This window comes from Variovorax sp. GW821-FHT09B05 (genome assembly GCF_059418265.1).
Genome location: NZ_JBWKPN010000016.1, coordinates 173,699 through 187,753, shown reverse-complemented (window position 1 = coordinate 187,753; position 14,055 = coordinate 173,699). Strand labels below are relative to the sequence as shown.

Genomic DNA, 14,055 nt, shown 5'->3' with positions numbered 1-14,055 from the left:
CGGTGCTTTTCCGTTGCAAGCCTGCGTCAGCGATCAGCCGGGAACCTTCTTGAGCATTTCCAGGCCGATCTTGCCTTCGGCGATCTCGCGCAGCGCGGTCACGGCTGGCTTGTTCTTGCTTTCGATCTTCGGGGCATGGCCCTGGCTCAGCATGCGCGCGCGGTAGGTCGCGGCGAGCACGAGCTGGAAGCGGTTGGGGATCTGCTGCAGGCAGTCTTCGACGGTGATGCGGGCCATGATGGAATCTTTCGGTCGGTGAGCGTGGAATCAGGGGATGTTCAAGGCGGCGAAAGTGTCGGCACGCGCGCGTCGCTGCGCGGAATACCGGAGCCGCTGAGCGTGGACGATCGCCTTGAGATCGAACAGTGCGCGCTCAAATAACTCGTTGATTATAACGAAATCGAATTTCCCGGCCTGCGCCATCTCTTCGGCGGCGTTCTGCAGCCGCAGTTCGATGACCGCGGCGCTGTCCTCGCCCCGGCGTTCCAGCCGCGAGCGCAGCTCTTCCCAGCTCGGCGGCAGGATGAAGATCATCACCGCGTTCGCGAAGGCCTTGCGGATCTGCAGGGCGCCCTGAAAGTCGATTTCGAGGATCACGTCGGCGCCCTGGGCGATCCGTTCCTCGATCGCCTTCTTGGAGGTGCCGTAGCGCTGCCCGTGCACGTGGGCCCATTCGACGAAGGCGTCCGAGGCCACCATGGCGTCGAACTCCGAGGTCGAGGCGAAGAAGTATTCGCGGCCGTGCTTTTCCTGCCCGCGCGGCGAGCGCGTCGTGTGCGACACGGAGGGCTGCACCGCCGAGTCGAGCTCCATCAGGGCCTTCACGAGGCTCGACTTGCCGGCCCCGCTCGGTGCCGCAACCACGAAGATGTTGCCGGGATAGTCCATGCTTTCCTTCACTCGCTCGCTCACTCGATGTTCTGGACCTGCTCGCGCATCTGCTCGATCAGCACCTTCATGTCCACGCCGATGCGCGTGAGTTCCAGCGCCGCCGACTTGGAGCCCAGCGTGTTGGCCTCGCGATGCAGCTCCTGGATCAGGAAGTCGAGCCGCTTGCCGATCTCGCCGCCCTTCTTGAGCAGCCGCTCGATCTCGTCGAGGTGCGAGTTCAGCCGCGTCAGCTCCTCGGCCACGTCGATGCGGATCGCGAACGCGGTCGCCTCGGTCAGTGCGCGGTCCTGCGCCGCCTCGGGCAGCGTGCCGCCGCCGTTGGCGCCCAGGCCCATGGCCTCCTGCCAGCGCTCGAGAAAACGGGTGCGCTGCTGTTCGACCAGCTGCGGCACCAGCGGTCCGGCCTGCGCGACCAGCTCGCGCAGCTGTCCCAGGTGCGCCTCGAGCATCTTGGCCAGCCGCGCGCCTTCGCGCTGGCGGGCCGACACCAGCGCCTCGAGCGCCTTGCCGGCCACCTCGAGCAGGTCGGCGCCCCAGTCGCCGCGCGGCGTACTGTCGCTGCCGGCCAGCCGCAGCACGTCGGCCACGCTGAGTTCGCGCGCGCCGGGCAGCCAGGCCTTGATGCCGTCCTGCACGCCGTTGAGCCGTTGCAGCAGCTTGACGGAAGGCTCCGCCACGCCGCCCTGGGCATTGGTTTCGATGGCCGCGCGCAGTTCGACCTTGCCGCGCTTGAGGCGGCCGGTCAGCAGTTCGCGCAGGGCGGTCTCGTGCTGGCGCAGCTCTTCGGGGAGCTTGAAGGTGAGGTCGAGAAAGCGGCTGTTGACCGAGCGGATTTCGACCCCGAGCCGGCCCGCGGCCAGGGGCCGCGCGTCGGTTTCGGCGTGGCTGCCCGAGGGGCCGTTCTGGCCGCTGGCATAGCCGGTCATGCTGTAAACTGGCATTGCGCCTCTCTGTGGTTCTGCTTGCATTCACCGAGGCACCGGCACGGCGTTCGCTTGCCGCACCATCGCCTTCGGGCGAAACTCCCGGATTATGTCAAAGGTCAAGCCGTCACCTCTGCTGCCCGATACGATCATCGGTGGCTACCGCATCGTTCGCAGGTTGTCGGCGGGCGGTTTCGGGGTGGTGTACCTGGCCATCGATCCCAGCGGCCAGCAGGTCGCGGTCAAGGAGTATCTCCCTTCTTCGCTCGCTACCCGCGGCCCCGGCGAACTCGCCCCGCAGGTGCCGGCCGAGAAGCTCTCGCTGTACCGCCTGGGTCTCAAGAGCTTCTTCGAGGAAGGCCGCTCGCTCGCGCAGATCTCGCATGCCTCGGTGGTCAGCGTGCTCAACTTCTTCCGCGAGAACGAGACCGTCTACATGGTCATGAACTATCTGGAGGGCGCGACCCTGCAGGACTTCGTGGTCACCGCGCGCGACCTCAAGCGGCAGAAGGTGTTCCGCGAATCGACCATCCGCTCGCTGTTCGACGAGATCCTGCGTGGCCTGCGCATCGTGCACCAGTACAAGATGCTGCACCTCGACATCAAGCCCGCCAACATCTTCGTCACCGACGACGACCGGGCCGTGCTGATCGACTTCGGCGCAGCGCGCGAAGTGCTCAGCAAGGAAGGCATCTTCATCCGCCCGATGTACACGCCCGGCTTCGCCGCGCCCGAGATGTACCGCCGCGATTCCTCGATGGGCCCCTGGACCGACATCTACGCGATCGGCGCCTGCATCTACGCCTGCATGCAGGGCTATCCGCCCAACGACGCGCCGCGCCGCATCGAGAAGGACCGCCTGAGCCTCTCGCTGTCGCGCCTGCGCGGCGTCTATTCCGACAACCTCATCGAGGTGGTCGAGTGGTGCATGTCGCTCGATCCGCTCTCGCGCCCACAGTCCGTGTTCGCGCTGCAGAAGGAGCTCAGCCGCGAGGGCGAGCGCCGCTACACCAAGCTCACGGTGGGCGAGAAGGTCCGCCTCTCGATCGACAACATCCGCTCCTTCGACAAGAAGAGCGCGCCCCGCGCGGCGGCACCGACGACCCGCCCGGCATGACGACGCAGCGCATCGCCTCCTCGATCCTTGCCCGCCTGGAGGCGCGGCCATGAAGTTCTCCGTCTTCCAGGTCAGCCGCAAGGGCGGCCGCCTCAAGAACGAAGACCGCATGGGCTACTGCTACACGCGCGAATCGGGCCTGTTCGTGCTGGCCGACGGCATGGGCGGCCATCCCGAGGGCGAGGTGGCCGCGCAGATCGCGCTGCAGACCGTGGCCGCGCTCTACCAGCGCGAGGCGCGCCCGATGGTGAAGGACCCCAAGGCCTTTCTCGCCGAATCGGCGATGGCCGCGCACCAGCAGATCATGCGTTACGCCAGCAGCAAGGCGATGCTCGACACGCCGCGCACCACCGTCGTCGCGGCCGTGCTGCAGGCCGGCATGGCCACCTGGATGCATTGCGGCGATTCGCGCCTGTACGTCGTGCGCGACGGCCGCCTGCTGGTGCGCACGCTCGACCATTCGCATGCCGAGCGCCCGCGCCACCGCGGCGTGTCCGAGTCCTCGCCCGCCAACCGCAACCTGCTGCTCACCTGCCTGGGCTCGCCCACCACGCCGTTGTTCGACGTGTCGGCCCCGCTCGCGCTGCAGCGCGGCGACCGCATCATGCTGTGCTCCGACGGCGTCTGGGGCGTGCTCGACGATGCGCTGATCGTGCACACCCTGTCGTCCGGCAAGCCCGTGTCCGATGCCGCGCCCGACCTCGCCGAGATGGCGCTGCGCAAGGGCGGTTCGCACAGCGACAACGTGACGCTGATCGCGCTCGAGTGGGAAATGCCCGACGCGCCCGGCGAGGAGCCCGGCATCTCCACCGACAGCATCAGCGACGGCGTGTTCGCCTCGACCATCCAGGCCGGCATGCTCGCCGACGACGAGATCGAGGACCTCGACGAGGACGCCATCGAGCGTTCCATCGCCGAGATCAACGAAGCCATCCGGCGTTCGGCGGCCCGCAAGACCTGAATCGTTCCGCGCCTTCCCGTTCGAGGGCGCGCCTGTGTTTTTCCCTTCCTTTCTTCCTCATCAGACCATGACAGCTTTCACCCGTAGCGGCGGCCGCGCCGCCGACCAGTTGCGCCCCGTGCGCATCACGCGCGGCTTCACCATCCACGCCGAGGGCTCGGTGCTGATCGAGTTCGGCCAGACCCGCGTGCTGTGCACCGCCTCGGTCGAGGAGAAGGTGCCGCCGCACAAGAAGGGCAGCGGCGAAGGCTGGGTCACGGCCGAATACGGCATGCTGCCGCGCGCCACCCACACCCGCAGCAGCCGCGAGGCCGCCAAGGGCAAGCAGACCGGCCGCACGCAGGAGATCCAGCGCCTCATCGGCCGCTCGATGCGCGCCGTGTTCGACCTCGCCGCGCTCGGCGAACGCACCATCCACCTCGACTGCGACGTGCTGCAGGCCGACGGCGGCACCCGCACCGCCGCCATCACCGGTGCCTTCGTCGCCGCGCAGGATGCCGTCAACAAGCTGATCGCCGCCGGCACGCTGTCCGCTTCGCCGATCAAGGGCCATGTCGCCGCCATCTCGGTGGGCATCGTCGGCGGCACGCCGCTGCTCGACCTCGAGTACACCGAGGACTCCGCCTGCGACACCGACATGAACGTCGTCATGACCGGCGCCGGCCACTTCGTCGAAGTGCAGGGCACCGCCGAGGGCGTGGCCTTCACGCGCGAGGAGATGAACCTGCTGCTGGGCCTGGCCGAAAAGGGCATCGGCGAACTCGTCGTCCTGCAACAGCAGGCCCTGCAGTCGAAGTAGCAGCCATGAACCGCGGCCCGCAGAAGGCCGCCGTCGTTATTCCTTTCCACGTATGAAACTCGTCCTGGCTTCCAACAACGCCGGCAAACTGGCCGAACTGCAGCAGCTCTTCGCCGAACTCGACGTCACGCTCGTGCGGCAGTCGGAGCTCGGCGTGAGCGAGGCCGATGAGCCGTTCCGCACCTTCGTCGAGAACGCGCTGACCAAGGCACGCCACGCCAGCGCCGCCACCGGCCTGCCCGCCATCGCCGACGACGCCGGCCTGTGCGTCGATGCCTTCGGCGGCCTGCCGGGCGTCGACACCGCCTACTACGCCACCCAGTTCGGCTACCCCAAGGGCGATGCCAACAACGTGAAGGCGCTGCTCGAGCAACTGGCCGGACAGGCCAATCGCCGCGCCGCGCTCGTCAGCACACTGGTCGCGCTGCGCAGGCACGACGATCCCGAGCCGCTGATCGCGGTGGGCCGCGTGGCCGGCGAGATCGCGCCGGCGCCGGTCGGCGACAACGGCTTCGGCTTCGACCCCGTGATGTACCTGCCCGCCTTCGGCAAGACCTTCGCCCAGCTCTCGCCCGAGGTGAAGAACGCCCACAGCCACCGCGGCCAGGCCGCGCGCGCCATGCTGGCGCTGATGCGCGAGCGATGGCTGTGACCGGTCCCTCGTCCGTCGTTCCCATCCAGCCCGCGGCGCCGGTCGGCGCGCCGCATGCCAACGACGTGCTGCACTGGATGCGCCCCGGCCCGCTGCAGCTGACGGCGCTGCCGCCGCTCACGCTGTACATCCACCTGCCGTGGTGCCTGCGCAAGTGCCCGTACTGCGATTTCAATTCCCACGAGTGGCGCGCCACGAGCACCGCCGAGGCCGACGGCATGCCCGAGTCCGCGTACATCGACGCGCTCATTGCCGATCTCGATGCCGCGCTGCCGTTGATCTGGGGTCGCGGCGTCCAGGCCATCTTCATCGGCGGCGGTACCCCGAGCCTGTTCTCGCCCCAGGCCATCGACCGCCTGCTGGGCGACGTGCGCGCGCGCTTGAAGCTCACGCCCGACTGCGAGATCACGCTCGAGGCCAACCCCGGCACCTTCGAGCGCGACCGCTTCCGCGCCTACCGCGCGGCCGGCGTCACCCGGCTGTCGCTGGGCGTGCAAAGCTTCAACGACGAGCACCTGAAGGCGCTGGGCCGCGTGCACGACCGAGCCCAGGCGATCGCCGCCGCCGAGGAGGCAGCCGCTTCGTTCGACACCTTCAACCTCGACCTCATGTACGCGCTGCCGGGCCAGTCGCTCGAGCAGCTCGACGCCGACCTCACGCAGGCGCTCGCGCTCGCGCCGCCGCACCTGTCGGTCTATCACCTCACCATCGAGCCGAATACCTGGTTCGCCAAGTTCCCGCCGCAGCTGCCCGAGGACGACATCGCCTACGCGATGCTCGACCGCATCACCGAGCGCACCGGTGTTATCGGCATGTCGCGCTACGAGGTCTCGGCCTATGCGCGGCCCGGCCACACCTGCGCGCACAACCTCAACTACTGGCAGTTCGGCGACTACCTCGGCATCGGCGCCGGCGCCCACAGCAAGCTCAGCTTCGCCCATCGCATCGTGCGCCAGGTGCGCTTTCGCGAACCGCGCCTGTACATGGACAACGCCCGTGCCGGCACCGCCGTCGCGCAGAGCGACGAGGTCGCGCTGGCCGACCTGCCGTTCGAATTCATGCTGAACGCCATGCGCCTGAAGGCCGGCTTCACGCTGATGCAGTTCGGCGAGCGCACCGGCCTGGCCTTCACCGCGATCCAGCGCGGGCTGGAGGAGGCCGAGCGCAAGGGCCTCGTCGAACGCGACCTGAGCCGCGTGTGGCCCACCGAGCGCGGGCTCGATTTCCTCAGCGACCTGCAGACCCTGTTCCTGCCCGAGGACTGAGCACGGGCCGAGGTCGGCATAGAATCGCCGGCTCCGGAGAGTTGGGTGAGTGGTTTAAACCAGCAGTCTTGAAAACTGCCGACGTGAAAGCGTCCGTGAGTTCGAATCTCACACTCTCCGCCAACAACGCATACAAATCAGTGGGCTAAGTGGAGGGTAGGCTGTCGTCTCCGCACAAAGGCCCAGAATGAGAAGCGCATGAGCGCCGATGTAAAGCGGATCCATGCTGAGCATCGGACTCCCTCGAGGCTTCGTCGACTTGCATGCGGCACAACGTTGGATCACGTCAAAACAGTGCAGTGCTCGACGATACGCAGCCAACAATGATCAAGACCTTCAAGTCCTCGGGTAGCGGGTTCAGGAGCCCCCTGGCCATAGCTCCAGAACGGCATGATGCGCGGAACTGGGTCACCGTTTTCATTGCGGAAAACGGCGGTAGAAAAAGCTATCTTTTGCGTTTGATTGCTGAAGCGGCATTAGGTCGTCGCCGGTATTCACCTCCACGAGGGCCTAGTGTCTTTTTTGACTCAATGGAACAGCCTTCCAAGGTAATTGCAATTTCTGGCACTCCTTTGGACAGATTTCCTCGCGCTGGCACTACCGATTTAAAAAATAGTAGACGATCTAAGCAATATTCGGACTTTGTATACTTAGGGCAGCGCGCAAGTAATGGCATGGCTGGCGTGCAGCAAAGTGAGAGAAGCCTAATCGGAAGTCTACTAGCGAATCGCCATCTTTTGCTTGATCGCTATGACGCACTAGTGGAGACATTTAAGCACCTGGGATTAGATGCAGTGGTGCGTGTGCATCTAAAGAGAGCAGAGGGGCGCAAGAGCATTGAAGAATACCTTAATTCCAAGTCTTTCTCTGAGTGGCTTCGTGACCTGAAATACAACGGAGTTAAAACTGTAGAGGATGAAGCGCTGCTCAAATTGGTTGATCGAATGGGAAAATCAGATTTGATCGAGCGAACTGAAAGGGAATTTCACTCCACAAATTCAGGAAAATCTCTTCTCATTGGTGACGGTCGGATTCGCGCAAGGATGAGTTTATTGTCTATCGCTGAAGTTGAACTCCTCCTCAGAAGTGGTGCCATCGAAATTGAGGGAACAGAATTTAAGAAGGCGGGAAAACCCGAATTTATCGCGGGCGAATATTTGAGTTCAGGTCAATGGGGTTGGCTGGGTAGCTTTGGATCTCTTGTGGTTGAATTACGTGATCAGGCGCTTGTTCTTGTAGACGAGCCGGAAAATAGTCTTCATCCCAATTGGCAACAAAATTTCATGCCAAATCTGAAAAAGCTTTTGGATCGCCATGAGGACTGCCAAGCGATTGTCGCCACGCATTCTCCTTTGGTTGCATCCGGCGTGTCAGCAGATTGGGGAAATATCAGGACACTTAAGCGAGCCAATCGCATTGATGCCGTCGTTCGTAGCGAGCCATTAGTCACAACCTTCGGATGGAATGCCAGTGACGTCTACGACGAAATTTTTGCGATGGATACGACGCGAGCCCCTGGCTTCCTCAAGCTAGCAAACGTCGCCTTGCGAAAACTCTCGAACGGGGCTGCAATTAGCAGCGCCCAAGCGTCATCTTGGTCTTCCAGACTGACCGCAGATGTAGAGTCATTGCCGCCATTTGATCCTTTGCGCGAAGTACTTGACAGCGTCGCTAAACGCTTGAATAAGCTGGTGTAATTTGGCAATGAAACTGTTTAGCCAGATCGAATGGACGCAAAGCGACGCTGCGCTATTCAAGAAAGTACGCAGCCTAGCGGGAGCGAAGTGGTCCACGTCGGATCCAGCCGTAAAAGCTTTTCGTGTTCGGCTACTAGAACTGCAGAATGATCGCTGTGTCTATTGCCAGATGTTGATTGAATCCAATCAAATTGGGTATCGCGAATTAGAGCATGTTCTGCCGAAGAATGCGTCTAAAGCCTGCACGCTTTTGAACGGGAAAAGCGACGACTATGTTAAGCGGCGACATACATTCGGGTATGCTAAATTTACCTATGAGCCGCGCAACCTCGCCGTTTCGTGCAAGCAGTGCAACAATTTCAAAGGATTGTTTGATCCTCTCAAGGTTCGCTCGCGTGCGCCAGTGCGATACCCTGGATCAAAGCGATTTTTGTGGGTGCACCCTGTCCATCACAGATACAGTGACCATATAAAACTGAGAAAAGATTTTACCTTTGTCGGGCTTTCAATAGAAGGGCAGGCAGTCATTGACGAATGTAAGCTTTTTAAGACGGAAGTTTTGGAGAAGAAGTTTTTTGCGCGTGCGGTTACAAGAGCCAAGCAGGCCCGGGATCTAGATGCGGCAGTTAGAGATATGGTGTTGAATGTCGAGATGGGGATATTCGGAGCGGCGCAGGCTGAAGATGCTTTAATCGATGTATTTGCTCTACGTCGAGATGAGGCTGAAAAACTCGTCAAGTTGTACGCAAAAATTATGACGCCTGCTGGATTGGAACGTGCGATAAAGGCGCGGCGCGTGGTCGATCAAAGGTTAAAAGCACTCGGTAAATCTACGAGCGCAGCAATAAAGAGTCTCAAGAAAAAGTTGGCATGAATAACCACATTTAAGACGTCGATTAGAACGTTAGAGCCCTTGCGTGTCTTCAGCGATGGCAATAGTTGAGTCTGTCATCCTGCCGATCAACTGCGCGAGATCTAGAAGTGAAGCGTAAAGAAATTTTTTTGAAGATTTGAGTTCGGAGATAGATGCGATGGCGCCAATGCCGCTGTGCGCGCAGCGCACTTCTTAGTAGATTTTTTCGACTATGGCGAATCCTAGGCGCGTTGGCGGTCACATCTGCCGTCTGCAGAGTGGGATTCGCTGGGACATTCTCGATTTAGCGCAGGTAGCTTTTGATGGAAGGCGGAGTTCTTGCCGAACTAACTGGGCCTAGGCCCAGTTCGAGCCGCATCTCGCGCATGACCTCTCCGAACTGCTAAGACAAGGTTGTTACTCAGCCGACTCTCTGTGCTTTTCGACGTTGTAGAGCGGCTGTGCAAGATCAGCCTGTCAGCAGAAGAGTACGTGAGGTTTTATACAGGGGAATATCTTGCGCTTATTAAGTGCGTGGGAGATTGTGGAGCGCCTCGTCGCCTCGCGATGAGTGCATCGTCGCCTCGGTAGTACCTTGTCCTGTCCGCTACGAGCGGTAAGGAACGATGCGTGGAGTGCTGTGAGCCGGGGGCGCCGTTCGTCTTCAGCGCCACGCTGTTCTCGGCGTCCCGGCCATCGAGCCAGTACATGCAACGGCTTCAGGTCGTGCTGACGATCAGGGCCAGATAGCGGCATGACCGACTGCGGTCGGACATTGTGCTTGGCCCTGACACACGACGGCGGGCCCGGCCGCCTATTCCGAGCTGCCTACCGAGCACCCCAGAATTACGGAGTGACGCGATGGGTGGCGCTCGTCATAGTCGTCTCGCTCGCCGCTGACGTGCCACACGGCAGCTTCCTCAATGCTGAGGGCGATCAAAAGATTGAGGGCAAAAAAAATCTTTGGCCCAAATGGAAGCAACACTGGGCGGGCACTTTGCGTGATTCCTTCGACTAGCGAACGAAGCGAGAAGTACGTTTCAACAGGAGAAAGCACTTCATAGTTCGTGACTCGTCCTTTGCTATTGTCGATGAGGTGCTTGTTGTGTTCCATCACCTCATGCAGATACGCGGTTTCGGGTGATTGAGGAATGCAAATCCACCGGTATCGAGGTTCAAGGTACTCGACTGCTCCTAGTGCCTTACCCTTTTCGTAGCCCAGCCCCACTACAACGTCGAGCGGAGCGCTCGCGCCTTCTGAAGTCCAGCCAGAGAACGCGGGATGAACAGGCGAGATTGTGCGGTTGGGCGTTGCCCAGACCGTCGGGGATGGCGCGTATGCTGCAAGGCTATAGGCCAGATTGAGTCGCACAACTCGTTTTTGTGCAATTAGGCCAATCGCAGCAAAAACTTGTGCGATCGATGTTCTTGGCAAACAGGATACGTCGACTAAAAATTTTAAAGGTTCGGCATCAACAGTTTTTACCTTTTCGGCGACCGCCAACACGCTCGACATAAGCGCTTCAAAATCGGGTGCGGATGCGGAGCCCTGCTGCTTTCGGCAATAGAGCGTGGCAACGCCCGAAACACGCTCCAAAGTGCGCGAAAAAAAACGATGACGTCGTTTATCCCCCGAGCTGAGCACCGCGATATCGGGTTTGCCGCCCAGGTCTGCCAAGGAGGGGGGCGTCTCAAGAGTGACTTGCGTCAGCTCAGTGATGACTAGTCCCATGAAAATGTTCCTTGGCTCGGTACCGCAGCTGGTTTTAAGGAGTTAAGTGATTCCCCATTTGCGCGCTCGACCAAAGCCGAGCTCAAGCTTACTGATTTGGATTTTCGAAGCGGCAGTTTGAATTCTGGAGCAAGAATGTATGCGAGCCGGAAACGCTTCCCCTTGAGAGAAGAGTAGCCGCCCAAACTATCGGGTGTTTCGTAACAAACAATCGCACCGTGATTGACGGCGATGCGAAGTGCATTTTCAGTGTCTCGATCCGTGTTCTGATCTACGATAAATGACATCGGTGGATCCTCAACGAATTTGTCAAGCACCAAGCGGTTATGAAAATATTTCCCGATTTTTTCAAGTGTTTCGTAAACAGGCGTTGTTGTATCCAACCCGCGAAGCTGACCCGTGGCGGCAGCACGCAAAATTTCGGCGAATGCCTGCGACTGACCAGTAAGTTGTCCCTGCTGCACAGTGACGGAGACCGGAAAGCTCGCACTGCCACTTGGCAAGTTGGCAGTTATTGAGTTAATAATGCGGATTAACCAGCGCGGATTTCCTTCACTAATTGCACATATTGCAGCCCAGCCGCTATAGCCAGATTTAAAAGGCTTTCGACCGCGCTTTTTTCCTTCTATTTTTCCCTTATAGGCATTTCGAAATGCCACCACAGGCGCAATCTTTCGAATGGTGTTGCCGTTCTGCGCTGACGGGGAAGGATCGAGATTTTTTGGATCTATTCCTTTTTGCGCTAAGAAGAGTTTGAAAAGATTGTCTTTCTCAGCAAGCTGCGAAAACTCTCTAGCCCACAATGCTCCCCTGCCGTATGAAGCTATTGCTGGCGCCTCACCCGTCTCATCAACAATCGCATAGCCAGAGGACCCAAATACATACTCTGCGGAGGCATCAGATGGCACATCTCGAAGACTCGATTTTCGTGATTCGAAAAGCTGACTGCAAAAATCTTCTGCGTCGTCTTTATTGACATACCATAGCTCCACTTGCTTGTAGTCATTTTCGTTTGTTGGGCGTGTAGCCTCGCCAATATTGAGTAGAGTATGAGGTCCGCATGGCGCGAGCGCCACCTTAAAGAGAATTTTTGTGGAAGAGGCCCGAAGTCCGGTCAAAACTTCTTTCTGGAGGTGTACTGGTGCCACTTCGAACTCATCAAGTAATAGAGCCCAAAGTCCCGCTTCTTCATCTATTGCTTGATCGAAAAGTGCAACCGCGCCGTTGACAGATTCAACAAGCGGAAGCCCAATATAGGGCATGCGTGCTGCGATATCATTCAGCGTAAGGTCTGGTGTTACCGCGATCAGGTTGGCTTGTCGCTTAATGTCGATCAGACGTTGCCCTAGGGCATTTGCCAAACCTCTCAATGACAGCGACCGTGTCGTCAGCTTCCACAGTTCGGCAATCTCCGCAACAGTAGTTTCTAGTTTTTCGTTAGAGCAGCGGGCTACGCGAAATTGAGACGCAGCGCTCTGAGTTTCTGCGACGTTCAGTCTACTTTGCATCGCCATTACAACAGACTGAAGCACATTCGTCACAAAGGCTGCAGCGGAGATGAAGTTGGTTGACTGCTCATCTAGAGTTGATGACAAGGCCCGTACCATTTCGCCCCAAGCTATGTCGGATGGCACATAGATGCCTGTGTAAGCGATGTTTGCGCGATATGAGGCTGCTTCAGGGCCGTTCCATGCTCGGAGGGCTTCAATGCTGAGCATCTTCATAAGCGTTGTTTTCCCGCTGCCGCGTGGGCCAATAAGCAGCGCATTCCACTTTCCGGCAAGCGAGGTGAACTTTGGAGATGGAACGAAAGTAGACGCTACTTCCCAAAACGTCATCGCTTTCGCATTAAACGGGTCGAGAAAAGTTGCGCTCACATCGCGGCCTTTGCGAGTGTGACCCAGTTATCCTGAGGGTCTGGCTCAACGGCAATTGCGTGTTTACTTTTGAGAGCCCGTTCAATTAGAGGATAATCCGACGGGATCACGAAATTTAGGTCAGGAATAGCAGTCCGCACATCGTTCCATCGCATTGGCAATTTTTCATCAGTGGCCACAGCGATCGCCGCTGCAATCTCGCTGGGGGACCGGCGATGCCCGAAGCCACAACCGTCAAAAATGCCTCCAGGTTTGCGATTGGCTTGGTTATAGCCCACTCCGTTGTACCAATCCCATGCTCGTACATGCCCTCGCAAGTCTTCCCCGGCAGCCTGCAATTCGATCATGTAAAATTGATTCCTAAACCCATTGCCAATTTGCGAAAGCGTAGCGCCCAAGCTCGCTGCCGCGAATACAACCGGAGAGCGACCGCCTCCTGGTGCGTATGTTAGGTGACCATGGTGCTTATGACCATGGATCACCAGCCAAGCACCGTGTTCTTCAAGGGCGGTCAACATTTCGCCACCGCCAGAAATGAAATCGTAGTTGTTTTCGCCGAAGTAGCCGTGTGAAGTGGGTGGGTGGTGACAAACTAGCAGATTGAGCTTCGGCTCAGGAGATGATGCTAAAGCCTTGACTAAGGCCTTCTTAACCGAAGCGGGGAATGCACCCTTCTCGAAATCTACGTTGTCGGCTGTGTGCTCGCTGCAACTGTTGAGAACAACTAACCGATATTCATTTGTCGTTATCAGAATAATGTTGTCGCCGAAGTATCGAGTACGTAAATCGTCGGCCGTAACGCCGGTAATCTTTCCTTGATCAACAAGTGGATAAGGTGGTTCGAGAATTTTGAGGTTCTCGTTCAGGCCGCGCGAGCCCCCTAGCTGTCGAATCACATTCGCTTGCACGTCCTTGCTTTGACTGCGTGAGCGAACGTCGTGGTTTCCCGTAGCACAAGCCAAAATCTTAGCGCCTAGTAGCGTCGCCAACTCGTTGAGATTCTTCCACCCCATTTCCAAAGCAAGTTTGTCACCACCTGAACTCAAGTCGCCTACGCAGATAACTAAATCGGCTTGATTGGCTTGGGGCGTTCGAGCTAGATCGGTGAGAGAGGCCCAAGGATGTTGGTTTGATTGCTTCGGAACAAAATCACCCTTTGAATCAAACTTTAAGTACGACCCCTTGGCCAAGTCATGGTCGGCTAGCACGAAATGAGGGTCACCGATTACGGCAATGCGAAGCATGGCTTTCACTGGCTGATTTGCTAATTCGTCTGGCATGTCCTTCG

At 59.1% G+C, this 14,055-nt stretch carries 13 protein-coding genes and 1 tRNA gene; 8 read left to right on the top strand and 6 right to left on the bottom strand.

Translation table 11 applies throughout. From position 1 onward, the window contains the following. Window positions 1–33 precede the first annotated feature (33 nt). The 3 genes from rpoZ to AC07RM_RS32720 are packed head-to-tail and all read right to left on the bottom strand — an operon-like array spanning window position 34 to window position 1,832. The gene (gene rpoZ, locus AC07RM_RS32730) at window positions 34–237 is read right to left on the bottom strand and encodes a DNA-directed RNA polymerase subunit omega (protein WP_057595157.1); all 204 of its coding nucleotides are present in this window, start codon (window positions 235–237) and stop codon (window positions 34–36) included. A gap of 30 nt (window positions 238–267) precedes the next feature. Next, entirely contained in the window at window positions 268–888 is a 621-nt protein-coding gene (gene gmk, locus AC07RM_RS32725; protein WP_057595158.1) for a guanylate kinase, read from the bottom strand. Between the two features lie 20 nt (window positions 889–908). Continuing rightward, a complete protein-coding gene (locus AC07RM_RS32720; protein WP_495337128.1) occupies window positions 909–1,832 on the bottom strand; it encodes a YicC/YloC family endoribonuclease in 924 nt (307 codons plus the stop codon). A gap of 91 nt (window positions 1,833–1,923) precedes the next feature. Here AC07RM_RS32720 and AC07RM_RS32715 point away from each other — a divergent pair, with 91 nt between their 5' ends. The 8 genes from AC07RM_RS32715 (at window position 1,924) to AC07RM_RS32680 (ending at window position 9,179) form a co-directional block, all read left to right on the top strand. Further along, window positions 1,924–2,931: a serine/threonine protein kinase gene (locus tag AC07RM_RS32715; protein WP_093341141.1), complete on the top strand. Its 1,008-nt coding sequence runs from the start codon at window positions 1,924–1,926 to the stop codon at window positions 2,929–2,931. Between the two features lie 49 nt (window positions 2,932–2,980). Further along, window positions 2,981–3,892: a PP2C family protein-serine/threonine phosphatase gene (locus tag AC07RM_RS32710; RefSeq protein ID WP_093341139.1), complete on the top strand. Its 912-nt coding sequence runs from the start codon at window positions 2,981–2,983 to the stop codon at window positions 3,890–3,892. Between the two features lie 67 nt (window positions 3,893–3,959). Next, entirely contained in the window at window positions 3,960–4,691 is a 732-nt protein-coding gene (gene rph, locus AC07RM_RS32705) for a ribonuclease PH (RefSeq protein WP_431510329.1), read from the top strand. A 52-nt stretch (window positions 4,692–4,743) separates the two neighbouring features. After that, window positions 4,744–5,343 carry an RdgB/HAM1 family non-canonical purine NTP pyrophosphatase gene (gene rdgB / locus AC07RM_RS32700; protein ID WP_490875831.1) on the top strand — a complete coding sequence of 200 codons (600 nt, stop codon included), beginning with the start codon at window positions 4,744–4,746 and terminating at the stop codon, window positions 5,341–5,343. Further along, a complete protein-coding gene (gene hemW, locus AC07RM_RS32695; RefSeq protein WP_495337127.1) occupies window positions 5,334–6,608 on the top strand; it encodes a radical SAM family heme chaperone HemW in 1,275 nt (424 codons plus the stop codon). The genes rdgB and hemW overlap by 10 nt, the downstream gene beginning before the upstream one ends. Window positions 6,609–6,643: 35 nt before the next feature. Then, window positions 6,644–6,731 (top strand) — tRNA-Ser (locus AC07RM_RS32690). Between the two features lie 200 nt (window positions 6,732–6,931). Continuing rightward, window positions 6,932–8,305 carry an AAA family ATPase gene (locus AC07RM_RS32685; RefSeq protein WP_495337126.1) on the top strand — a complete coding sequence of 458 codons (1,374 nt, stop codon included), beginning with the start codon at window positions 6,932–6,934 and terminating at the stop codon, window positions 8,303–8,305. A 7-nt stretch (window positions 8,306–8,312) separates the two neighbouring features. Next, a complete protein-coding gene (locus tag AC07RM_RS32680) occupies window positions 8,313–9,179 on the top strand; it encodes a hypothetical protein (protein WP_495337125.1) in 867 nt (288 codons plus the stop codon). A 793-nt stretch (window positions 9,180–9,972) separates the two neighbouring features. On the opposite strand, the gene AC07RM_RS32675 is transcribed toward AC07RM_RS32680, so the two are convergent. The 3 genes from AC07RM_RS32675 to AC07RM_RS32665 are packed head-to-tail and all read right to left on the bottom strand — an operon-like array spanning window position 9,973 to window position 14,047. Continuing rightward, entirely contained in the window at window positions 9,973–10,890 is a 918-nt protein-coding gene (locus AC07RM_RS32675) for a hypothetical protein (RefSeq protein WP_495337124.1), read from the bottom strand. Beyond that, the gene (locus AC07RM_RS32670; RefSeq protein WP_495337123.1) at window positions 10,881–12,767 is read right to left on the bottom strand and encodes an ORC-CDC6 family AAA ATPase; all 1,887 of its coding nucleotides are present in this window, start codon (window positions 12,765–12,767) and stop codon (window positions 10,881–10,883) included. The genes AC07RM_RS32675 and AC07RM_RS32670 overlap by 10 nt, the downstream gene beginning before the upstream one ends. Then, complete coding sequence (locus AC07RM_RS32665) at window positions 12,764–14,047, bottom strand: metallophosphoesterase family protein (RefSeq protein ID WP_495337122.1); 1,284 nt, start codon at window positions 14,045–14,047, stop codon at window positions 12,764–12,766. Before AC07RM_RS32665 ends, AC07RM_RS32670 begins: the two co-directional genes overlap by 4 nt. Between the last annotated feature and the right edge of the window lie 8 nt (window positions 14,048–14,055).

What these genes read in the sequence shown, in the direction of transcription:
- rpoZ (WP_057595157.1), bottom strand. Translation starts at nt 237, where the DNA reads ATGGCCCGCATCACCGTCGAAGACTGCCTGCAGCAGATCCCCAACCGC.
- gmk (WP_057595158.1), bottom strand. Translation starts at nt 888, where the DNA reads ATGGACTATCCCGGCAACATCTTCGTGGTTGCGGCACCGAGCGGGGCC.
- AC07RM_RS32720 (WP_495337128.1), bottom strand. Translation starts at nt 1,832, where the DNA reads ATGCCAGTTTACAGCATGACCGGCTATGCCAGCGGCCAGAACGGCCCC.
- AC07RM_RS32715 (WP_093341141.1), top strand. Translation starts at nt 1,924, where the DNA reads ATGTCAAAGGTCAAGCCGTCACCTCTGCTGCCCGATACGATCATCGGT.
- AC07RM_RS32710 (WP_093341139.1), top strand. Translation starts at nt 2,981, where the DNA reads ATGAAGTTCTCCGTCTTCCAGGTCAGCCGCAAGGGCGGCCGCCTCAAG.
- rph (WP_431510329.1), top strand. Translation starts at nt 3,960, where the DNA reads ATGACAGCTTTCACCCGTAGCGGCGGCCGCGCCGCCGACCAGTTGCGC.
- rdgB (WP_490875831.1), top strand. Translation starts at nt 4,744, where the DNA reads ATGAAACTCGTCCTGGCTTCCAACAACGCCGGCAAACTGGCCGAACTG.
- hemW (WP_495337127.1), top strand. Translation starts at nt 5,334, where the DNA reads ATGGCTGTGACCGGTCCCTCGTCCGTCGTTCCCATCCAGCCCGCGGCG.
- AC07RM_RS32685 (WP_495337126.1), top strand. Translation starts at nt 6,932, where the DNA reads ATGATCAAGACCTTCAAGTCCTCGGGTAGCGGGTTCAGGAGCCCCCTG.
- AC07RM_RS32680 (WP_495337125.1), top strand. Translation starts at nt 8,313, where the DNA reads ATGAAACTGTTTAGCCAGATCGAATGGACGCAAAGCGACGCTGCGCTA.
- AC07RM_RS32675 (WP_495337124.1), bottom strand. Translation starts at nt 10,890, where the DNA reads ATGGGACTAGTCATCACTGAGCTGACGCAAGTCACTCTTGAGACGCCC.
- AC07RM_RS32665 (WP_495337122.1), bottom strand. Translation starts at nt 14,047, where the DNA reads ATGCCAGACGAATTAGCAAATCAGCCAGTGAAAGCCATGCTTCGCATT.